We start from the raw sequence: 20,216 nt of genomic DNA on the forward strand, positions 1-20,216 counted from the left end.
CTATTCTGTAAATTATTCTGTAATATCTCTGAAATCTGATTTCTGAAATCCATCCGCTAGTACGGGATGATACGTGATCTTTAAAAGAGAAAAATCGTCCAGAAGAGAGCCGAACTTTAGAATTCGATCATATACTTCGCGAAGGTTCGCTTGACCCTCCTCCACTCTTTTTAAGAATTGATTCTGGTCCTCGTTGACGACCCGATTCTCTTCGTTTCCGATCAAAAGATCGTCCCTTCCGTCCGAACCGATCACGATCGTGTCACCCGGAAACATCTGAAAGTTTTTGATGACAAGGTGTTGTTCGTTTTCCGGAATTCCGATTTTTCTGAGAGTCAGTTCCTCCTCGATATACGAAGCGACCCCGTCTCGATAGAGGACCGTCCAAGGATGTTCGGCGTTGATATAATAAAGAAGACCCGTGGATTCCTCCACCAAACCCAAAACGATGGAGATATACATGGAACCGTCGAAGGATTCGAAAATTTTTTGAAGTTCTAAAAAAGCCTCTTCCAACCATCTTTCGGGACGTTTATTTTGTTGGGATGGGATTGAGGATCGTGTAAGAATCGTATTAAACACCGTCCCCAGAACCAGCGCGCCGCCGGCGCCTTGGATCGATTTTCCCATCGCGTCCCCATTCACAAAAACGACGTATTTTTTTTCGAAAAGTTTCACGTTACCCGAAATCAGAATGTCTCCTCCGATTTCGTAAGTTTTGTTCTTAAACTCGAAGGACTTTTTTTGTTTCGTATAAAATTCGGTTTTGATCACCTCGCTCGTGTTTTTATTCGAGGAAAGAGGATTGATCAAAAGTGAAGTTAAAAAATAATCCGCGTCTTGCTGAATTTTCAACCGATTGACCTGTTCCAAAGAAAGTTTTAATTCCTCGGTTCTTTGTTCGACTTTTTTTTCCAGGTCCTCGTTGAGTTCCTCCACTTCCTCGTTCAATCGAACGAACTTATTGGCGAGAATCGTCGCGATGCTCAAAATAAAAAAGAGGAACGAATAACCCACGATCCTCGGAAAAACGATTATGTTTCTCGCGCCGAGTGTGTCCAAAAGCGCCGCCGATACGGTGATCAAAACCCCGATTAAAATCAAAAGAGCGTCCTTATCCTTTGCGATCACACGACGGATCAAATGATCCAACACGATCCCGAGATATAAAATCCATCCGTATTGAACCAGATTCTTATTTATAAAATTATAATACGTTACTTCGTTTGAAACGATATAAAACAGCGCAAAACAAACGTAAAAAACGTCCAAAACGTTCAGAACAAGTTTTCTGGGATATTTAAAATAGATACGGATAAAATTTGCGAAAATCGGAACCAGAACGGTAAGAACTATATATTCCAATTTTTTCATATAAATGAACTCGATCCCGAGTTCGTATTTGATCTGGTTTCTTAAAAACTGATATATAACGAGTAAAATCGTAAAAAGACCGTAGTATAAATTTTCGCGATCGGTTCGACGGCGCAGATAAAGAAGAAGAAAATACGCTCCCACGGTCGTATAAATCATCAATAATAAAATTTTAATATACTCGGTACTCAGCAGTTCCTTTTGTATCAGGAGAGAGTCTCCGATCGCGGTTTTATCCTGTTCGATTCCGATCTCTTTTTGAAAGTATTTCTTCACTTCGATTACGAGAATATTCACCTGACCTCGGCGGATCAGATCGTTCGGAATCGGATAAATTCGAATTTTATCATACGCCTGCGGTAGGGTGGAATCCATATTCCCCGTCTGACCGATCAGAGTTCCGTTCAGATAAGTCCTATCCTTATCCGTCAAAGTTCCCAGACGAACCGCAAGCCCGACGCTCTTCCAGTTTTCGGGAGCGATAAATTTTTTAACGATGATCGCGGTTTGAACGGATTCGTCCGAAAGTTTATAAACTCCGGGAACTTTGTACGGCTCAAACGGAATCTTCAAATTCCTTTGACCTTCCAAATAAGACATTGAAAAGGAAACGGGATCGATTTTTTGCGACGCGATTTCCCAACTATGTTCCTGGGTGGAATCCAAACTGACGATTTCGTCTAACGAGTAAATTTTCTGGATCGACTCGGAAGAAAGCGTAGATAAAATCAAAAAGTAAAATAAAAACGCCGGAAAAATCGGAATCCGATTTGCAACATTACAAAAAAACGATTTGTAAAAATTATGAAACGCCGCGTAAAAAAACAAAATTTTGGTAAAAAGAAAAACGAAAAAATGTGAGGTCCGGGAAGGATGTTGATGTTGATCTTTTAAAAATTGCGAGCGGAAAGGTCGGCGATTTTTGGAAAAACCGACGCTTTTTGTGATCCATGAAATGAAATAAAAAAACACCCTAAGAAACCATAAAACTCCCGTTTCTTCCGGTTTCGACAAGAGTTTTTTAGAAAGCTTACTTGTCGTTTTCATAAAAAAGAAACTTTCTTATACCGAATTCAGGTTATTTAGAACGATGGCTTTGTAGAACGAAATTCAATTCTTTCTGGATTCTATCTCTTCGATTTCCTTCGGAATCATGGAAGTCAGATTCACCGGGGTTTGGCCCTGAACTAAAACGTCGTCTTCGATTCGAATTCCGATCCCTCTGAATTTTTCGGGAATTTCCGGATCTGTAGGATCGAAATAAAGACCGGGTTCGATCGTGATCACTTGGCCGTTTTCCAACACCCAAGAAACTCCGTTCTGATAATACGATCCCACGTCGTGTACATCCATACCCAGATAATGACTGGTTTTGTGCATATAATATTTTTTGAATGTTCCTTGTTCCAAAATGGAATCCAAAGAACCTTCCAAAAGGCCCAAATCTTTCAAACCCTCGCAGATCGTTTTAACGGCGCGGTTATGGATCGTAACGAACTCCGTACCTTCCTTTACGTTGGACACCGCCTCTTTTTGCGCTTTTAAAACGATTTCATACGCGGCCTTTTGTTCGGGAGAGAATTTTTTTCCCACTGGAAAATTACGAGTCACGTCCGCGGTATAATATCCCTTTTCCGCTCCGCTGTCGACGAGTACAAGTTCGCCGTCGTTCAACTGACAGTTGTTAGACGTATAGTGAAGGATCGTGGCGTTCTTTCCGCCCGCGACGATATGTCCGTAACCACCGCCCCAAGCCCCGTGTTTTAAGTATTCCGATTCCAAAATCGCTTCCAGTTCGTACTCGTACATTCCGGGTTTGGATTCGCGCATCAGTCTTTCATGACCCAAGGCCGTGATTCTTGCGGATTCCCGAAGCGCTTCGATTTCCAAAGGAGATTTAAACATACGCATCCAGTGTAAAAACTCGGGCGACTCGATTCTTTTAGGACCGAATTTTCCCTCCCTGGATCTTTGATTGAGAGAATGGATCCATTCGATCAACTTGGAATCCCGAGTCGAATTTTTTCCAAAAAAGTGAAACAACGTGTATTGATTGACTAAAATTTCATCCAGCTTGGATTCCCATTCGGTCGTATCGAAGGATTCGTCCAAGTTCAGAAGTTCTTTCGCTTTTTCTTTTCCGATTCGGATTCCGGTCCAGATCTCCTTTTCCTTGTCTTTCGGAAGTACAAAAATCGATTTATAAGAATTTTTTAATATTAGAATTCCATCGGATTCTTCGATGCCGGTGAGATAGTAATAATCGGAATCCTGACGAAACTTATATTCCACGTCCCGATTTCGGATGGAATGAGAAGCGGCGAATACGATCAAAACCTCTCCTTCTTTCAATCTCTTTTGAACTTTTTCGATCCTTTCTCTGTAAGGGGTCATTTTACGTTTCCTTTTTCTAATTGGACGGCGGCTTGGAACATTTTGTCCGTATCCTGTTCCTTCATACAACGAAAATGTCCTTCCGGACAAATCCTTCCTCCGTGAATCCCGCAAGGACGACAATCAAGTCCCTCAATTTCGGAGATAAAAAAAGAATCGGAAAGAGGAGTATAACCGAAATCCGGAACGGTGGCGCCAAAGACGGCTAACGTGGGAACGTTAAACGCCGACGCAAAATGGATCGGAGAGGAATCGTTGCTGACCATCAAAGCCGCCTTGGAAACCAAAAACGAAAGTTCGGGTAAGTTGGTTTTTCCGGCGAGATTGATTCCGTAACCGGACCCGACTTCTTCACAGAGATCGATATCCGCCTTGGAACCGATAAGAACCACTTTTTTTCCGGATTCTTTGGCGAGACGTTCCCCTAAAATCCTAAACTTGGAAGCGGGCATCCGTTTGGTTTCCCAGACGGAACTCGGCGCGAGTAGGACGTAATTCCCGGCTTCCAGTCCGTTCTCTTTCATGAGCACGCGAACCCGGAAGACGGATTCCTCCCGCCAGAAAAGTTCGGGACGTTTTTGAATATTAGAATATTCTTCTTTACTGTATAACAAGGAAAATAACTTTTCCACCTCGTGTGTTCCCCTGAGTGGTCTGGGAATTTTTTTCGTAAGCAAAAAGGAAAAACCCGCGGATTCGTAACCGATTCTCACCTTGGCTCCGCTTGCAAATCCGATCAAAGTGGAACGAAAGGAAAAATGAGGCAGCAGACAAAGCGTATAACGTTCTTTTCTGAGACTCCGTAAAAAAGAAAAAAATTTCCAAAGAGACTTTTTGAATTCTTTTTTATCCAAGGGAATCAATCGATCGATGTGAGGATTGGCCTCTAAGACGCTTTCCGTTCCCTTATTGACGATAACCGTAAGATGCGAGTTCGGATATTTCCTTTTGACTTCTCGAAAGAAGGACGTCGTTAAAATCAGATCTCCTAAAAATGCGGTCTGAATCAGAAGTATTTTTTCATTCACTGTCAAATTCCGTTCTAAACTTTGGAAAGAATCGTCGCAAAATTGTTCACACCCAATCCGCCTATGGAAAACGCCAAACCGTTTTGAAAACGTTCTTCCTTATACATCCGGGTTTGTAATTCCGCGACTTGAGCCAGCCCCGAAACCCCGACGGGATGTCCTCTCGTTTTTAAACCGCCCGAGGCGTTGATCGGAAGTTGTCCTTCCGGATGAGTTTTTCCCTCTTTCACATAACGTAGGGCCTGACCTTTCGGAAAAAGTCCGGCGTCCTCGGCTCCGATCAATTCAAAAGGTGTGAACGCGTCGTGCAATTCCGCGATTTGAATTTGTTCCGGTTTGATACCCGCTTCCTTGTAAGCTCCCGCAAACGCGGCCACACCTGCGGGAAAACTCAAAAGCCCCGGAGGAGAGGAAAGATTTCCGATCCCGTGTCCGATTCCACTGACTTTCAGCGGCTTTGAGGATTTCGTTTTTTCGGAACTTAAGAGAACCGCACAACTTCCGTCGGAAAGCGGAGAAATATCATAAAGACAAAGTGGACTCGTAAAAAGAGGAGATTTAAAATATTCTTCTTCCGTAATATTCTTTTTAATATGAGCCTTTTCGTTTTTAAGTCCGTTGTCGTGCAACTTTTTGGAAAGGGCATATAGATCCTTACGATCGTATCCGTACTCGTGCAGATAACGTGTCGCGATCATTCCTCCGCCTTGAGCCATCGACATCGCAAAACGTTTTTGGCGTTCCGACAAAACACTTCCTAAAAGAAGATTGTTCTGTTCCCTTTCCAAACGACTCATCACTTCGGTGGCGATTACGATTCCTCTTTGAAACGCTCCCGATCGTAAAAGATACGTCGCCGTATGAAACGCACTGGCTCCGGAGGAAGAAGCCGTTTCGGTTCGAACGGTAAATAAATTTTTTAAACCCAGGCTTTCTTTGATTCTTGCGGGAAGAAAAATTTCTCCCGTATATCTTTCGGGAGCCATCGCCGCAAAAATTAGAAATTGAGGTTCAAACTCAACATTTCTTTCCAAAAGTCGGATCGCAGTTTGATAAGAAAGAGAATGATAATCAAGTTCGGTCTTACCGAAACGACTGAGTTCCGAATCGATGATAAAAACGGATGAAGACATTAGAGTCTATGTTTTTGAAAATTGTGAGATTGAAAATCAAAAAAAATTAAATAACACAAGTAAGACGACTTTTCATCCGAGTTCGTAAACTATCCTTGCAAAATTAAGAATGATTTTTATACTGAATGGATAACAAAAGGGGAATACAATGAAAGGTAACAAGGAAGTGCTTGAGATTCTCGGCGAAGTGCTCACTGCGGAACTCACAGCGATCAATCAATATTTTATTCACGCAAAGATGAACAAGAACTGGGGTTTTAAAAAACTCGCAGACTTTATGAAACGCGAATCCATCGACGAGATGAAACACGCGGATGAAGTCATCGATCGTATTCTTTACTTGGACGGAGTTCCCGATCTTCAAAAATATATGAAGATTAACGTGGGAAAAAACATCGAAGAGATTTTAAAAGTGGATCTCGATCTGGAATACTCGGCGGTTGAAAGATTCAATCGTGGAATCACGATCGCTGTTAAGAACAACGATAACGGAACGAGAGAGTTATTTGAAAAAATCCTCGTCTCCGAAGAAGAACATATCGATTGGATCGAATCCCAACAGGAAATCATTCGTCGGATCGGCGTTGAAAACTATCTAGCACAACAAATCGAGTGACAAATTTTAAGAGACCCGTTCCTAAAAAATCACTCCGGTTGAAAACAAAAAGACCCTTTCCTTCCGAAGATCGTATTCAAAAACAAAACGACTCCACGTCCAAAACGGAATGGGATTTTTCAAAACCGGATTCGTTCGAATATCACGCGTCCTGCCCGGACGGACTTTCCGGGCTGTTGCGAGATGAAGTTTTGGAGGCCGGTCTGAGGATCGTCGCCGAAAACAGAGGCGGAGTTTTTTTCCAAGGCCCGACCAAATCTTTAAAGGAATTCATTCTTTCCACGGGAATCGCTTCCGGAATCAGCGTTTCCTTAAGATATTGGAGAGTGGAAAGTCCCGAGGACCTTTACGATCAAGCCCTTCAATTTCCGTTCGAGAAAATCATAGGTTCCGAACATTCCTTTCGAATCGATTCGACCACAAAGGATTCTTTGAAGGACTCGCGTTATGCGACATACAAACTTAAGGACGCGATGTTCGATCGTTTTCGTTCCAAGGGAAAGGAACCCCCTAAGGTTTCCCGAGACGAACCCGATTTTTTATTTTATCTTCGTTCCCATTCCGATCACGCAAAACTTTCTCTCGGACTGAATACGAGACCTCTTCAACAAAGAGGGCACGGAAGAATCGGAGGAGAGGCGCCTATGCGGGAAATTCTGGCCTCGGCGTCGGTTCGTTATTCGGGATGGAACACCAAATCGCCGTTATACGATCCGTTCTGCGGCTCCGGAACGATCGTAATAGAAGCGGCTCTCAAACTTTTATACGGCGGTTATACCAATTACAGAAGTTTGGATTCTTCACTTCCGTTTAAAAAACTTTTCGGAGAACCGGGTCTTAAGGAAAACGTTAGGAATGATTCCGAAGTGAAAATTTTTGCGTCCGATCGGGATGAAAAGGTTTTGAACCTTGCGAGACTGAACGCGAAAAACGCGGGTGTGGATCATCTCATCGCCTTTTTTGAATCCGACGCGACCACTTCCGAAAACGAAAAAAAAATTTCCGAAGGTTTTATCGTTACCAATCCTCCTTACGGAGTCAGGTTGGGAACCAAGGAAGAGGCCAAGGAAATTTATATCGCTTGGGGGAAGAAGTTGAAGGACCATTTTGCGGGGAACATTCTCGCGCTCGTATGCGGAGACACTTCTCTTTTAGGTTTTCTTAAATTGAAAAAAGACAAGGAACAGTCGCTTACGATCGGCAAGCTGAAAGGAAAATTAGTTGCCTACACATTGGGCAAATAATCCAATCAAATCGGAATGAATCATCAGGAAATTCTCCTTAAACTTTTAGAAGTCACAGAAAACACCCAAGATTCGTTTCAATTTTTAAAACTCTTTCGTTCGATCGAACCCGAAAAGTTCGCGGTGATCTATGCGGATTCCGGAACACTCACGGAATCTGCGGAAGCGCTTCTCTACAATCTCAAACTACTTCACAAGTTGAACCTGTATCCGGTTGTCGTTTTAGACAAAGACGGGATTTCCTATACCAATCTATTTTATAGAAATCATAACAAGGAAGATTCCTCTTCGATTCTGCCCGGAAAATTATTCCGACATCCGAGGAACTTGGCGGGCGCGGTGAACTCGGCTCTTTCGGAAAAAAAACTTCCGGTTTTCATCGCCGAAGAAAAAGGTCCGGCTTTATTCGCATTCTTAACCGAACTCTGTTCCACTCTACACACGAAAAAATTGGTTCATCTTTATTTGAGAGGCGGAATTTATTCGGAAGGAAATAAAATTTCGATCTTCGACGTAGACTCGTCGACTCCATCCGATCCGGAGGACGCGCTTATTTTGTCTTCCTGTTTGGAACTTTACAAAAACGTAATGGACAAGGAATTCGGAATCGCGATCACGTCCGCCTCGTCCTTACTCAAGGAATTATTTACGATCAAAGGAAGCGGGACGCTCATTCGAAAAAAAAATCGAATCGACTTTATCGAAGATCCCCATTCGATTTCGAAAGAGAAAATGCATCGACTGATAGAGAAAGCGTTTCAGAAATCTCTCAAAGAAGATTTTTGGAATCAGGAATTTGCCGGCGTTCTTTTAGAATCCGAATTCAAGGGTTGTGCGTTGATAAAGAACACTCCTTTCGGAACCTTTCTTTCGAAGTTTGCGGTAGACGAAATTGCAAGAGGAGAAGGCGTCGGAAGAGATATTTGGGACGCGATGATCCGCAAGTTTCCCGTTTTATTCTGGAGGGCCCGAAAGGAAAACACGATCTCGAAATGGTACATGAAAGTCTGCGACGGGATGCAGAAAGAAGGAATCTGGATTTACTTTTGGATCGGTGTCAAAGGAGAACATGTTTCCAACATCTGCTTTTTTTTAAAAAACCTCCCCCAAGATCTATCGAGCGACCCGTAGGGAGCGAGATAACCAAATGCAAGCATTACCGAGCGACCCGCGAGGTTGAGTTTCTCGTTTAAGCATTTGGTTCTTTGCGAAGCAAAGATGAGCGACCCGGAACACGACCCGTAGAGAGTGTTCCGTTGAGTTCAGGGAGCGAGATAACCAAATGCAAGCATTACCGAGCGACCCGCGAGGTTGAGTTTCGCGTTTAAGCATTTGGTTCTTTGCGAAGCAAAGATGAGCGACCCGGAACACGACCCGTTAATTTTTAATGCAAACACTGCTTTCATTCAAAATATTATATATTTATTATATAGTTATGAGCAAGAAAAAACGGATTGAAAATAAACTACAAATTTCAATTCTATGAATCGGATTTTAAAAAACGTTCATCGATATGTTTCAAAGAATGAACCGATCAAAAATTAATTTAACGGCAAACCGGTAACGATCATGGAAGCTTACGTTTTTTTATACGATGGGGAATGTTCTTTTTGCTCCAAACTCGCAATCAAATTACAAAATCTCAATCTTGATCCCAAGATCAGATTTCGGTCCTTTCGGGACTTTTCGGAAAAAGAATTGAAAGAAATCCATCCGACTCTGAACGTCTCCGTCCTAGAAGGAAACGTTCAGATGATCGCAAACGGAAGAAGATATCCGGGTTTTTTTGCGGTTCGAAAACTCGGTCATTCCCTCAAAGGAGTTCGCTGGATCGCCCCCCTTCTTTATCTTCCCTTGATTCCGATTTTCGGAATGATCGGAATGAATCTTTTAAAATCCCTGAAAAGCCGTTAGACCTTCGTAAAACACAAGTCTTGCGTCGAGAGCGAGCCGATTTCCTTCCGTCACTCGATTTCGTTTTTCTTCCGTGTCGGCTACAACTTCGATCAAACGAAAGAGTTTTTCCGCGTGGGATTCGTCCGCGTCCAGGTTAACCTGAAAAAATTTTCCTTCGGGCAAAAAAGACCTTTCTCTCAGATCCCGATAAGACTTAAACATTCTGGAATATTCTAATTTCAACAAGTACTCGTTCGCGGGACCGAGCGCGCCCAGGGCGGAATAAAAATCGGACGTGGTGATTTTTTGCATCAAATCCAGATAGGATTTCGTTTCGGGAAGTCGGTGTTCGTTATGAACGTTCGCGCCCATATCCGAAAGAAATTTCTTTAAGATACAAACGTGAGAATCCTCCGCCTTACCCTCGCCCAATTCTTCCCAAATATTCCGAACCAGTACGATCTTCGCTTCCACGGAATCGCTGATCGCGGCCGCGTTCAAAAACCAGTTTACGAAATCCACGCTTACAAAGTATTCCTGACGAAGCCAAAGAAGAAGATCTTCCTTTTCCATTCTACTTTCTTTTTTTTCCAACCAGCGATTGGAAGTTAGAACCGGATGATTGCGAACCGATTCTTCCAAAAAATTTCGAAAGGATGTTTGGGTTACGGTCTGCATGATAAATCTCTAATTCTATTTTCGGTTTAGAGCGGTTCCGATTTTCTTTTTGGAATATAAAAATCGATCGGTCTCAAAATCCAAACGAGCTATTTGTAAAATCTCTTGGAACAAGGTTTTTTCGTCCCCTAGGCTCTGACGATAACAAATCGGAAAGGTGGAATAAAACGGAGACAAACCGGGAGTCAAATTGATTTCAAGAAAAAAAGGATTTCCCAAAGAGTCGAGTTTCCAGTCGAGTCTCGCGGGCCCGGATGTCCCCAGAGATTCGCAAAGTAAAACGCTTTGTTCCCGAAAGAATGTTTCCAAATCCTTCGGGCAATCAAATACAAGAGTTTCCGGCATAACACTTTTGGATTTCGTTTTTTCCCCGTAGACCTCTTCCACTTTCAAATCGTCCCGAAGAACCAATCTACCCGCCGAACCGGCCCGATAACCTAGAATCGCAGAACCTATTACAGAAATAGTATATTCAGTTCCCGTTAAGTATTCTTCCACGAGATACGGAAAAAAAACCTCGGATTTCGAGGACAACTTAAGACATAGGTCCTTTTCGTCGGAAACGACACTTTCCTCCCCGATTCCGAGACTGGAACCTTCTCCGGCAGGTTTTAAAAAACCGGGAAAGGAAAATCCTTTCGGAACTACAAAGTTGAATTTCGGACAAGCCGAAGACCCATTCGACTCGAAAGAACTTTCTTTAGAACCGATCGATTTTTTTTTTGGCGGGACAAAATCCTTTTGGGAACGAATCAAAAATCCGGGCGCAATCGGAACGCCGATCGATTGGGCGAAAATTCTAGTTAGGTTTTTATCCAAGGATAAATTTTGACAATAAACGTCGGAACCCGTATGAGGAAAACCGAATAACTCCGCCGCAGCCGGAATCAAAGACTCCCTGTTTCTAGAACAAAAACCTTCCATCAGATGAAAGAGCACGGGACGTTCGGTAAAGTCGAAGTCACAGTAACGTTTTAGTTTTTCCAAAAGTTCTCCCGGAGTCGCGATCAACTCGGGTCTTTCTCCGACTTCGCTTAACAATTCCAAGATCGCTTCCACGGACCTTGAAGATTCCCATTCCTGTTTGTAGATTTCCGGAAACTCTCCCTCGAACTCGTGGAGGTCGGCGTAAATAAGAACGGTCGGAGTTACGTCACGCATCGGCTTTTTTTTCCTTTGCTCCGGTACCGTTCGAGAGAATTTTTTCCCAGGTTTCCAAAGAAATTTCCGGATAAAATCCTTCCATCGTGGAGTCGGGAGGTTCCGGACTTAAGTGATAGGTTCCGCGTAACGCGGATCTAAATACGTGTGTCCTTTCCGGTTTGTAAAAACCCAAGTACCAGTCCGGAGTCAACGTGATTTTTCCGCCCCCTCCGGGAAGATCGTTCACAAACTGAGGAATCCCCATTCCTCCGATCTTTCCTCTCATAAATTCTATGATTTCGATTCCCTTAGCGAGCGGGGTTCTAAAACCCCTGGAACCCGGAATCAGCTCGGGGTCGTACATGTAATAGGCGCGAATCCGTAACTCCAACAGTTTTTTATGAAGTTCTAACATAGTTTCTCCGGAATCGTTGATTCCTTTCAGGAGAACACATTGATTTCCGACGTTCACTCCCGCCTTGAGAAGTTTTAAGATCGCTTCCTTGGCCGGAGGAGTACATTCTTTCGCGTGATTGAACTGAGTGTTGCAGAAAATGGAAAGCCGATCCGTATTATGGGATTCTATAATATTACAAAGTTCTGATGTGATCCGAAACGGAAGAGTGACCGGATTTCGAGTGCCTAGTCTGCAGATCTTTACGTGTTCTATTTTTTCCAAACGCTCCAAAATCCAGTCGACCTTGGAATCGCTCAGATTCAGCGGATCTCCCCCCGATAAAACGACGTCGGTCACTTCCGGACGCGATTGGATGTATTCAAAACAGGCTTCCAGATCTTCCGTGAGCATTCTTTCCTTGGAATCGGAAACCTTACGACCTCTCATACAATGTCTGCAATAAACCGAACATTCGTGATTAGTAAAAAGAAGAACCCGATCCGGATACATGTGAGTCAATCCCTTGACCGGAGACAATCGTTCCTCGTGCAAAGGATCGGGAGATTCTTCGGGAGAAAAAATCGATTCGGCCTCTCTCGGAAGGATCATCCTTCGGATCGGACAATTTGTATCTTCCGGGTCCGCAATGGAAATATAATACGGCGTCGCGGAAACGTTCAGTCGAATCGTATTTTCGATTCCGATGATTTCGCTTTCCGTCAAATCGAAATAACGTCCCAGTTCCAAACCTCTCACCCGATTTTGAAGTTGCGCCTTATAATCGGTCCAATCGAAGGAAGAAAACAACTCGGACCGATTTGCAAAACTTTCTGTCTTGGTTTTTTGTGCGAATGAGTGCGAATCCGAATTCTTCATAAAGGTTCTTCCTATTTTCCCCGAGTCGGAGGAAAATCAAGCAAAGGGAAAAAGAAAATGCCAAAAGGATCGTTTTCGAAAAACTGTCCTTCGATGGTTGATTTTTCAGGCGACTCGATCCGAGCGCTCGCATTCGACGTGGACGGAACCCTTTTTTCGTCCGAGGGAATCATACTCGAAGTCTATCGGGACTCGATCCGAAATTTTTCCAAAACCTCCGGAGTCGAGGTGGAACTTCCGACCAGGGATCGGCTTATGTTGGAAATCGGAAAGCCGGTCAAAACCATTTTCCGAAACCTTCTCCCCCAACTGAACGAAACACAAAGAGACGTCATTTCCGACGGCGTACTTCGTTTTCTCTGTGAGAGGATCCGAAACGGAGAAGGAGAATTGTATCCTTGCGTAAAAGAAACGATCGAATCTCTTTTTAAAAAAGGATTTCGCATTTTAGCCGCCTCCAACGGACGAAAACCCTACATCGAAACGATCTTGGAAATCGCCGGAGTTCTTTCCTACTTTGATCCGATTCTCGTTTTAGACAACGAGCGGATCCAAACCAAGGGAGAAATTCTGAAAGAATATAGAAAACTCTACGATCTCGAACCAGACAAAATTCTCATGATCGGAGACCGACTTTCCGACCACGAAGCCGCCCGTCAAAACGGTTGTCCTTTCGCGTTTTGTTCGTACGGACACGCGCCTGCCGGGGAAATTCCCGACTTCGAGTGGGAACTCAAAAACCTCTCGGATGTCCTTCGATTTTTGCCTGCATAGAATCTCCTTTCTTTCCGAAAATGAGAGTGTGCAGGATTCCGAAAAAAGAAAAAATCTCATCTTCATTCTCACCGGAATCATTTTTACGTTGGTGCTTTTGGATAAAAGTACGGGGGCCGGTTTTTCCCTTTCCGGAGCCGGATTTTCCGGAACCGGATTTCAAGGATTTAGAAACGTAGGAAAGATGAACCCCGAATCAACTTCCGCTCAGAGGGGAAATCTCAATCACAAAGAGATCATGGATCAGGCGGAAGACGAGATCTTAGAAGAACTTCTCCGAAACGGAGACGTTCAGACTTCTTCCGACAACTCTAACTCCATCGAAGAAGATCTAAACGAAGACGGTCTCGTTCCCGTTCTGGAACCTCCCGTCCCATCCGTCGAAAACCAATCCTACTCTACTCCCATCCCAACAAATCAGGGAGAATTGTCTTTGTATTTCTTAAAATTCTACGGCAAGGGAAGCAAAAGTCATTCCAGACTTGTAAAGGTTCTGCGGCTTTCGAAGGGCGGCGACAGGGTCAAACTCATCTTAAATTCGCTGATCGCGGGTCCCGTTTCCCAGGAAAAAGAAAAAGGAATCCTGAATTCCATTCCGCAAAACCTACACTATGACGAAGACTATAGAATCCAAGAAGGTGTTCTCCAACTTTCTTTGAGTAACGATCTGGAAAAAGGAGCGGGACCTGAAATTCTAAAAGACAGGATCGATCAACTTACCTACAGCCTGATGGAAAATCTTCCGATCACCGGCGTTCAACTCAAGATCAACGGAAAGTTCGTACGCTCCATCGGCGGCGAAGGAATGCCTTTGCCCTCCCTTCTGACAAAAAACCCTAGAAAGATCGTCGTTTTTTAATCGTCAAACAACGAGTACAGACAAAATCACCCGAACGGAATTATAAATCCTGATTGTTTAAACAGAACCGTTTCTAAAATGAGGAAGCTGATTCCTTGCAAAACGTATGAGATTCTCATTGGGAAATAATCAAAAAATAAAACTACTCGCTAGGAGAGTTTTTTTCAATCCGTTTCCGGATGATTATTTGAGAGTCTATCAACCGGACGTTCGAAGGGCCACGGTCAGCTATTTCTTTTTTTGTATCGGAATCAGTTTTCTTTCGGCCTTGGTTCCGGACGGCGCTTCCATTTTCGGAAAAGAAAATCGAATTCTGATTTATTCGCGTTTAACGGTCGTTCTTTTGTCCGCTTTCTTCGCATTTCTGCTTATAAAATGGCCACCTTTTTTCCGCAGGAGAATCGAAAGATACAGCATTCTTTCTTCGGGAGCGATCGTGTTTTCTATCCTCCCTTACGTCTTTTTGGATTCGGAAAGAATGGAACTCTACTTTCATTTTTATACGACCTTAGTCGTAAGCGGAAACATTCTCCTTTGGTTGACCGGTACGACCGCGGTCATTTTCAACGCGCTCTTCTACTTTTCCCTGGTTTTGTGTACAACTCTGACCGGAAGCGCAAACGTGTTACAACACGACTTCGCAAACGTACTCATCTATTTGTTTACGGGAGTTTTCGGAAACCTTCTCATTAATTTTTGGAGAGTGATGGATCACCGGGCCAAGAAAAAACTCGAAAAAGCGGTGAGCAAACTCAGAGATAAAAACATTCAGATCGAAAAAATCTCAAAGGTGGACGAACTCACCGGGCTCTACAATCGAAGATATTTGATCGAACAGTTCGAACTCTTTCTCAAAAGAGCGCAACGTTATCGATTCTCTCTCGCGATGATCATCTTGGATATGGATTATCTGAAAGAGATCAACGATTCTTACGGACATTTGGCGGGAGATTCGTCTCTGCGTACCATCTCGGAAGTGATGAAACAGAGAGTGCGAGCGACCGACATCTGTTCCAGAATCGGAGGAGACGAATTTTGTATTCTTCTGGATGCGATCAAAAAGGAAGATCTCGCTCAACTCTGCGAAAAGTTAAGGATGGAAGTCTCCGAAAAGGAATTATCCTACCGAACCAAAAACGGAAGTCCCGTTAAAATTTCCGTTTCCATCGGAGCTTGTATCTTCGGTCCGACGGAAGAATTCAGCTTCGACGATATTTATCATTCCATCGATTCGGCTCTGTACGAATCCAAGAAAAAAGGAAGAAACCGAGTTTCCTTTATCGAGCCGATTCGTTACTTTTCGAAAGGGGATCGGGGAACTACGGCTGCTTCTTAGGAACGGGGAGTTCGTAGTGAAACGTAATTTCACAGTACGCACCTTCGTCTATGTACTTCGTTTCCACGGCTTCCATAAAAAATAATCTGTTTTTTTGTTCGGGTTCGAGTTCTTCGAGTTTGCGCGCCGCGATGGACTTTGCGGCCGTGCAGGAAGTATTCTTCATTTTGAATAGATCGTTTTCCTCGACGGAAGCCGAAGAAGCGCCTCCGATCGAGACGAGTTTGTATTTGTGCGGACCTAATACCTCCACGGTCACTCCCGTATCGATATGAATCCTTTCCTTGACTTGTTTCGTGCAAGCGGCAAGCGCGATTAAAAACACAAGAATACAATTTAATATTTTTATCATCTTTGGTTCCCTCAACCAGATTTTTTGAATCCCGATCCCGACCGATCAAAAGTCGCCCTTATCGCAAGTTACCGAAGGATATCCGACCGACAAGAAGGAATGAGTCACTTACATTTTTGTACGAAACTTTTTTTCTCTTACTCATAACTATATACTCCAGTATCCGATCTTTTGCATAAAAACAGTATTTTGCGATAAACGGTAACGGTACTCGATTTTATAGAGATCGGTAGCGGCTAATTCAAAAAGTTTGAACCGGTTCGTTCTTGTAACGATCGTAATTGTAGAGAAGATCCCTTCGTTTCGGAACAAATCCTCCTTCTTTTAAAAACTTTACCGCTTCTTTTTCGGTCTTGAGTCCGTAAGATCGCAAAACGTTTTCCTCTATGACCACGGAAGATATATCGTCCGCTCCGCTCGTGAGAGCCAATTGTCCGACTCCTTTTCCGAGGACCATCACCGAAGTTTCGATATGTTTGATGTTATCCAAGAAAATTCTACAGATCCCCAGAACCTTGAGGTATTCCTGGGTTGCAACCGCTCGCACCTTAAATCGTTTGGTCTGGGGTTGAAAGGTCCAAGGTATAAAGGATAAAAATCCTCCGGTTCTGTCCTGGAGATTTCGCACAACGTTTAAATGTTCGATGACTTCTTCCTGAGTTTCTTCGGAGCCGAACACGATGTTCGCGCTTCCGAGAAGTCCCGCTTCGTGACAGGTTTCCATCGCGCGCACCCATTCTTCCGTGGTCGCTTTTTTGGGCGAGATGATGTTTCTCATCCGATCGGTCAGGATTTCGGCCCCGGCTCCCGGAACGGAATCGAGTCCCGCTTGTTTGAGAAGGTGGAGAACTTCTTTGAGTGAAAGTCCGGTGACCTTTTCCAAGTTGATGATTTCCACCGGGGAGAAAGCGCGGATGTGCATTTCCGGATATTTCTTTTTAACGGCCGTGATCACGCCTAAATAATAATCAAACGGAAGATCCGGATAGACTCCTCCTTGCAGAAACATCTGATCGGCTCCTTCTTGGACCGCGTAGTCCATCTTTTCCAATATTTCTTCCGAGGAAAGAACGTAACCTTTGCCGTTTCCGATCTCGTCCATGAAAGAACAGAAACTACATTCTACGTTGCAATAGTTCGTGTAATTCACGACCCGAAACATCGTATAACTTGCGTAGGAGTGAGAGAGAATTTTTTCCCGGAGCGTACGGGCCGTAGCCATGATCTTAAGATGATCCCCTTCCCGATAGAGCGTCAGAGCTTCTTCGGGAGAAATCCGATTCCCATCCAAGGCTTTTTCTAAAATCCGATCTGCGGGTTGTGATGAAAAGATAGAGGCCACGTTTACTCCTTATAATCAAACGAACTTAAAAAGCCCGCCCTTCAATCATTCAACCGATTCCGAATTTTGCACCCTCTTTTTAGGGATCAGGTGCGGTTAGAAATCAGGATTCAGTGTTAGGGTTCAGGATTAGAAATCAGGATTCGGTGTTCGGGGTCTTGTTTTGAAAATTCCTCGACAGGGGAAATCTCGATTCCTACGCTGTAAATCATTCACCAATTCACAAGAAAGGGTAACTCATCCATATGGCAATTTCACAAATCGCCTTCCATCTGATTTTCACAGTCTTATTCGTAATCGCGAACGTAGTTTTTATCCGTGCGATTTTGTATCGTCTCCGATTGATTTTTAGCGCGAGAAAAGCCGCCGGAACGGAAAACTTTCTAGAAAACCCGAATTGGGTGTTTCGAATCAACAGCTTCTTTCAAAACGTAATTCTTCAAAAGAAGAATTTCAAAGAACCTCTGCGCGGAATCATGCACGCGTTTATCTTTTACGGTTTCGTCGTTTATACCATTCATACCACGAGCCAGATGGTCGCGGGTCTTGTCGGTTACGGAATGGACGACCCTTATCAATTCTCCCTGATCGGTTTCTTATTCGGAGAAAGTACGGGACATCTCTACGAGTCCGTCGTTCAAGTCGTTTCGATTCTCGTTTTGATCGGTCTCGGTTTTTTTGCCTGGAGGAGATGGATTCAAAAAGCGAAAGGCCTGGACGTTCATTCTCCCGCTTCCGCAATCGTAATCGGAATGATTTCGATCCTGATGATCTCCACTCTTTTGGGAGAAGGCGCGAAGGCGGTCGGCGCGGTTTACGACAGTCCTACGGAAAACGCTTCTTTCATCGCGGCGGGAATCGGTGCGATTTGGAAATCGATCGGTGTGGAATATTCCACAGCGGACGTAGTCGTTCAGATCATGTGGTGGGTTCACATTCTTTCCGTGTTCTCTTTCATGCTCTACGTTCCGACTTCCAAACACGCGCACTTAATCTTCGCACCTTTTAACTACTTTCTTCAATCCGATACTCCCAAGGGAGCTCTTTCCAAACTCAATTTAGAAGATGAGAATGTAGTCTGGGGCGTAAATCGTGTGGAAGATTTCCCTTGGCCGAATCTTTTGGACGGGATGTCTTGTATCGAATGCGGTCGCTGTCAAGTTCAGTGTCCCGCAAACAGAACCGGAAAAGTTCTGAACCCGAAAGCGATCATCGCCGATCTCAAACACGCACTTCTGGATAAAATGCCGGAAGTCGCAAAAATCAGAGCGGAAGAAACCGACCAGGCGATAGCCGCTGAAAAAGTAGCGGCTCTGGATACCGGAGTGATCAACGCCTACGAAGGACTTTCCGAAGAAGCCCTTTGGGGTTGTACTACTTGTTACGCTTGTGTGGAAGCTTGTCCTGTCGGAAACAACCAAGTCAACGCGATCATGGAAATGAGAAGGCACTTGGTTCTTGCGGAATCCAAGTTCCCCGTGGAACTTCAAAACGCATTTGTAAACATGGAAAACAACTCGAACCCTTGGGGAGTCGGGGCGCATACGAGAGCCGATTGGGCGGACGGCCTGGGCGTTAAAACCATGGCGGAAGATTCCAACGTAGACGTTCTCTATTGGGTCGGATGCGCGGGAGCTTTTGACGAAAGAAACAAAAGTATCGCTAAGTCTTTCGTGAAAATTTTACAGAAGGCGGACGTGAAGTTCGGAATTTTAGGAACGGAAGAAAACTGTTCCGGTGATTCCGCGAGACGGGGCGGTAACGAATACCTCTACCAAACTCTGGCGCAAGCCAACGTGGATACGATGAACGGATACAACGTCAAAAAAGTCGTAACCGCTTGTCCGCATTGTTACAACACAATCAAAAACGAATACCCTCAGTTCGGAGGAAACTTCGAAGTGGTTCATCACTCCGAGTTTATCAACGACCTCGTAAAAGAGAAAAAGTTGGACGTTAAAACGGCAGAAGACGCTTCTTCCGGCAAATACACTTATCACGATTCCTGCTACATCGGCCGTTACAACGACAACTATGAAAACCCGAGAGACGTGGTTAAAAAAGTTGCGGGTGGAAAACTCGCGGAACCTTCCGATCACCACTCAAAAGGTCTCTGTTGCGGAGCCGGTGGAGCTCAGATGTGGATGGAAGAACAAAACAACGACCGCGTTAACGTCAAAAGAACGAAACAACTTTTGGATACCGGAGCGACTACGATTGCGACCGCTTGTCCTTTCTGCGTGACCATGATCACCGACGGCGTAAAACACGAAGGAAAGATCGAAGAAGTAAAAGTGAAAGACATCGCGGAGTTGGTTGCGGAAAATCTTCAGTAACAAATTCTAATTTAGGATTTTCTAAAATACACCGTCGAAATCGCGTAAGTGATTTCGACGGGTCCGTAAAAGCCGGATAAGAAACCCGACGTCGTTCGATCCCATTTCAGACCTACCTAAGATCTTACCGATCCTTCGCAAGGGCTACGAAAGAACTACAAATTTAGAATTCCAAAACGGCGACCAAACCCCGATCGTTAAAAAGCTCGAAATCGGCTCGGATCTGTTTGGAAAGAATCCGAATCAAAGTGAAACCGGTCGTATTTGATTTTTTCAAATCAATCGGAGCGGTCATTCCCACTCCGTTGTCCTTTATCATTAATTTGTAATTTTCTCCGGTTTTAGAAAAACGAATCTCTATGTTCGGATCCTGAGATTCCTTAAACGCGTGTGTAAGCGAATTGTTCAAAAGTTCGTTGAAGATCATCGCACAAGGAA

At 44.0% G+C, this 20,216-nt stretch carries 18 protein-coding genes; 8 read left to right on the forward strand and 10 right to left on the reverse strand.

The window, feature by feature from the left end; genetic code table 11:
- Nucleotides 1-12 precede the first annotated feature (12 nt).
- The 4 genes from LEP1GSC060_RS10890 to LEP1GSC060_RS10905 form a co-directional block, all read right to left on the reverse strand.
- Nucleotides 13-2,421: a SpoIIE family protein phosphatase gene (locus tag LEP1GSC060_RS10890; RefSeq protein ID WP_003003802.1), complete on the reverse strand. Its 2,409-nt coding sequence runs from the start codon at nucleotides 2,419-2,421 to the stop codon at nucleotides 13-15.
- A gap of 63 nt (nucleotides 2,422-2,484) precedes the next feature.
- Complete coding sequence (locus tag LEP1GSC060_RS10895) at nucleotides 2,485-3,768, reverse strand: aminopeptidase P family protein (protein WP_003003792.1); 1,284 nt, start codon at nucleotides 3,766-3,768, stop codon at nucleotides 2,485-2,487.
- Nucleotides 3,765-4,796, reverse strand: coding sequence for a glycosyltransferase family 9 protein (locus LEP1GSC060_RS10900; RefSeq protein WP_003003736.1), 1,032 nt, complete (start codon nucleotides 4,794-4,796; stop codon nucleotides 3,765-3,767). The genes LEP1GSC060_RS10895 and LEP1GSC060_RS10900 overlap by 4 nt, the downstream gene beginning before the upstream one ends.
- Before the next feature lie 14 nt (nucleotides 4,797-4,810).
- Entirely contained in the window at nucleotides 4,811-5,929 is a 1,119-nt protein-coding gene (locus LEP1GSC060_RS10905; RefSeq protein ID WP_003003849.1) for a thiolase family protein, read from the reverse strand.
- Between the two features lie 148 nt (nucleotides 5,930-6,077).
- Between LEP1GSC060_RS10905 and bfr the strand changes: the two genes are divergently transcribed.
- The 4 genes from bfr (at nucleotide 6,078) to LEP1GSC060_RS10925 (ending at nucleotide 9,703) form a co-directional block, all read left to right on the forward strand.
- Nucleotides 6,078-6,545, forward strand: a complete 468-nt coding sequence (gene bfr / locus LEP1GSC060_RS10910; protein ID WP_003003943.1) for a bacterioferritin — start codon at nucleotides 6,078-6,080, stop codon at nucleotides 6,543-6,545.
- Nucleotides 6,542-7,789, forward strand: a complete 1,248-nt coding sequence (locus tag LEP1GSC060_RS10915; protein ID WP_003003815.1) for a THUMP domain-containing class I SAM-dependent RNA methyltransferase — start codon at nucleotides 6,542-6,544, stop codon at nucleotides 7,787-7,789. Before bfr ends, LEP1GSC060_RS10915 begins: the two co-directional genes overlap by 4 nt.
- 15 nt (nucleotides 7,790-7,804) lie before the next feature.
- Nucleotides 7,805-8,920 (forward strand): hypothetical protein, encoded by a 1,116-nt coding sequence (locus LEP1GSC060_RS10920; protein ID WP_003003936.1) that lies wholly within the window; start codon nucleotides 7,805-7,807, stop codon nucleotides 8,918-8,920.
- 438 nt (nucleotides 8,921-9,358) lie between these two features.
- On the forward strand, nucleotides 9,359-9,703 hold the full coding sequence (locus LEP1GSC060_RS10925) for a DCC1-like thiol-disulfide oxidoreductase family protein (RefSeq protein WP_003003841.1): 345 nt from the start codon (nucleotides 9,359-9,361) through the stop codon (nucleotides 9,701-9,703).
- Here the strand turns inward: LEP1GSC060_RS10925 and LEP1GSC060_RS10930 are convergent.
- Genes LEP1GSC060_RS10930 through LEP1GSC060_RS10940 form a run of 3 tightly spaced genes read right to left on the reverse strand, consistent with a single transcriptional unit; the run spans nucleotide 9,680 to nucleotide 12,779 of the window.
- A complete protein-coding gene (locus tag LEP1GSC060_RS10930; RefSeq protein WP_003003887.1) occupies nucleotides 9,680-10,363 on the reverse strand; it encodes an iron-containing redox enzyme family protein in 684 nt (227 codons plus the stop codon). The two genes, LEP1GSC060_RS10925 and LEP1GSC060_RS10930, sit on opposite strands and share 24 nt — an antisense overlap.
- Before the next feature lie 15 nt (nucleotides 10,364-10,378).
- Complete coding sequence (locus LEP1GSC060_RS10935; RefSeq protein ID WP_003003783.1) at nucleotides 10,379-11,524, reverse strand: D-alanine--D-alanine ligase family protein; 1,146 nt, start codon at nucleotides 11,522-11,524, stop codon at nucleotides 10,379-10,381.
- Entirely contained in the window at nucleotides 11,517-12,779 is a 1,263-nt protein-coding gene (locus tag LEP1GSC060_RS10940) for a KamA family radical SAM protein (RefSeq protein WP_003003890.1), read from the reverse strand. Before LEP1GSC060_RS10940 ends, LEP1GSC060_RS10935 begins: the two co-directional genes overlap by 8 nt.
- A 93-nt stretch (nucleotides 12,780-12,872) precedes the next feature.
- Between LEP1GSC060_RS10940 and LEP1GSC060_RS10945 the strand changes: the two genes are divergently transcribed.
- The 3 genes from LEP1GSC060_RS10945 to LEP1GSC060_RS10955 all read left to right on the forward strand — a co-directional run bounded on the left by LEP1GSC060_RS10945 (nucleotide 12,873) and on the right by LEP1GSC060_RS10955 (nucleotide 15,748).
- Complete coding sequence (locus LEP1GSC060_RS10945) at nucleotides 12,873-13,553, forward strand: HAD family hydrolase (protein WP_036096197.1); 681 nt, start codon at nucleotides 12,873-12,875, stop codon at nucleotides 13,551-13,553.
- Nucleotides 13,554-13,581: 28 nt separating this feature from the next.
- Nucleotides 13,582-14,412: a GerMN domain-containing protein gene (locus LEP1GSC060_RS10950; RefSeq protein ID WP_036096200.1), complete on the forward strand. Its 831-nt coding sequence runs from the start codon at nucleotides 13,582-13,584 to the stop codon at nucleotides 14,410-14,412.
- A 106-nt stretch (nucleotides 14,413-14,518) separates the two neighbouring features.
- Complete coding sequence (locus LEP1GSC060_RS10955; protein ID WP_036096173.1) at nucleotides 14,519-15,748, forward strand: GGDEF domain-containing protein; 1,230 nt, start codon at nucleotides 14,519-14,521, stop codon at nucleotides 15,746-15,748.
- Here the strand turns inward: LEP1GSC060_RS10955 and LEP1GSC060_RS10960 are convergent.
- Nucleotides 15,732-16,100, reverse strand: a complete 369-nt coding sequence (locus LEP1GSC060_RS10960) for an LIC11299 family lipoprotein (RefSeq protein ID WP_003003907.1) — start codon at nucleotides 16,098-16,100, stop codon at nucleotides 15,732-15,734. The genes LEP1GSC060_RS10955 and LEP1GSC060_RS10960 overlap by 17 nt on opposite strands.
- Before the next feature lie 241 nt (nucleotides 16,101-16,341).
- Nucleotides 16,342-17,442 carry a cyclic dehypoxanthinyl futalosine synthase gene (gene mqnC, locus LEP1GSC060_RS10965; protein ID WP_003003836.1) on the reverse strand — a complete coding sequence of 367 codons (1,101 nt, stop codon included), beginning with the start codon at nucleotides 17,440-17,442 and terminating at the stop codon, nucleotides 16,342-16,344.
- Nucleotides 17,443-17,687: 245 nt separating this feature from the next.
- Here mqnC and LEP1GSC060_RS10970 point away from each other — a divergent pair, with 245 nt between their 5' ends.
- A complete protein-coding gene (locus LEP1GSC060_RS10970; RefSeq protein WP_003003847.1) occupies nucleotides 17,688-19,778 on the forward strand; it encodes a heterodisulfide reductase-related iron-sulfur binding cluster in 2,091 nt (696 codons plus the stop codon).
- Nucleotides 19,779-19,941: 163 nt separating this feature from the next.
- Here LEP1GSC060_RS10970 and LEP1GSC060_RS10975 read toward each other — a convergent pair.
- Nucleotides 19,942-20,216, reverse strand: a 275-nt coding sequence (locus LEP1GSC060_RS10975; RefSeq protein WP_196221641.1) for an ATP-binding protein, incomplete at its 5' end; no start/stop codon positions are given.

It is taken from the genome of Leptospira weilii serovar Ranarum str. ICFT, from assembly GCF_000332415.1.
Classification (GTDB): domain Bacteria; phylum Spirochaetota; class Leptospiria; order Leptospirales; family Leptospiraceae; genus Leptospira; species Leptospira weilii_A.

Excerpts from the sequence above, each read along its gene's own strand:
- LEP1GSC060_RS10890 (WP_003003802.1), bottom strand. The coding sequence starts at position 2,421 with ATGAAAACGACAAGTAAGCTTTCTAAAAAACTCTTGTCGAAACCGGAA.
- LEP1GSC060_RS10960 (WP_003003907.1), bottom strand. The coding sequence starts at position 16,100 with ATGATAAAAATATTAAATTGTATTCTTGTGTTTTTAATCGCGCTTGCC.
- LEP1GSC060_RS10945 (WP_036096197.1), top strand. The coding sequence starts at position 12,873 with ATGGTTGATTTTTCAGGCGACTCGATCCGAGCGCTCGCATTCGACGTG.
- LEP1GSC060_RS10970 (WP_003003847.1), top strand. The coding sequence starts at position 17,688 with ATGGCAATTTCACAAATCGCCTTCCATCTGATTTTCACAGTCTTATTC.
- LEP1GSC060_RS10935 (WP_003003783.1), bottom strand. The coding sequence starts at position 11,524 with ATGCGTGACGTAACTCCGACCGTTCTTATTTACGCCGACCTCCACGAG.
- LEP1GSC060_RS10925 (WP_003003841.1), top strand. The coding sequence starts at position 9,359 with ATGGAAGCTTACGTTTTTTTATACGATGGGGAATGTTCTTTTTGCTCC.
- LEP1GSC060_RS10920 (WP_003003936.1), top strand. The coding sequence starts at position 7,805 with ATGAATCATCAGGAAATTCTCCTTAAACTTTTAGAAGTCACAGAAAAC.
- bfr (WP_003003943.1), top strand. The coding sequence starts at position 6,078 with ATGAAAGGTAACAAGGAAGTGCTTGAGATTCTCGGCGAAGTGCTCACT.
- LEP1GSC060_RS10905 (WP_003003849.1), bottom strand. The coding sequence starts at position 5,929 with ATGTCTTCATCCGTTTTTATCATCGATTCGGAACTCAGTCGTTTCGGT.
- LEP1GSC060_RS10895 (WP_003003792.1), bottom strand. The coding sequence starts at position 3,768 with ATGACCCCTTACAGAGAAAGGATCGAAAAAGTTCAAAAGAGATTGAAA.
- LEP1GSC060_RS10955 (WP_036096173.1), top strand. The coding sequence starts at position 14,519 with ATGAGATTCTCATTGGGAAATAATCAAAAAATAAAACTACTCGCTAGG.
- LEP1GSC060_RS10930 (WP_003003887.1), bottom strand. The coding sequence starts at position 10,363 with ATGCAGACCGTAACCCAAACATCCTTTCGAAATTTTTTGGAAGAATCG.
- LEP1GSC060_RS10940 (WP_003003890.1), bottom strand. The coding sequence starts at position 12,779 with ATGAAGAATTCGGATTCGCACTCATTCGCACAAAAAACCAAGACAGAA.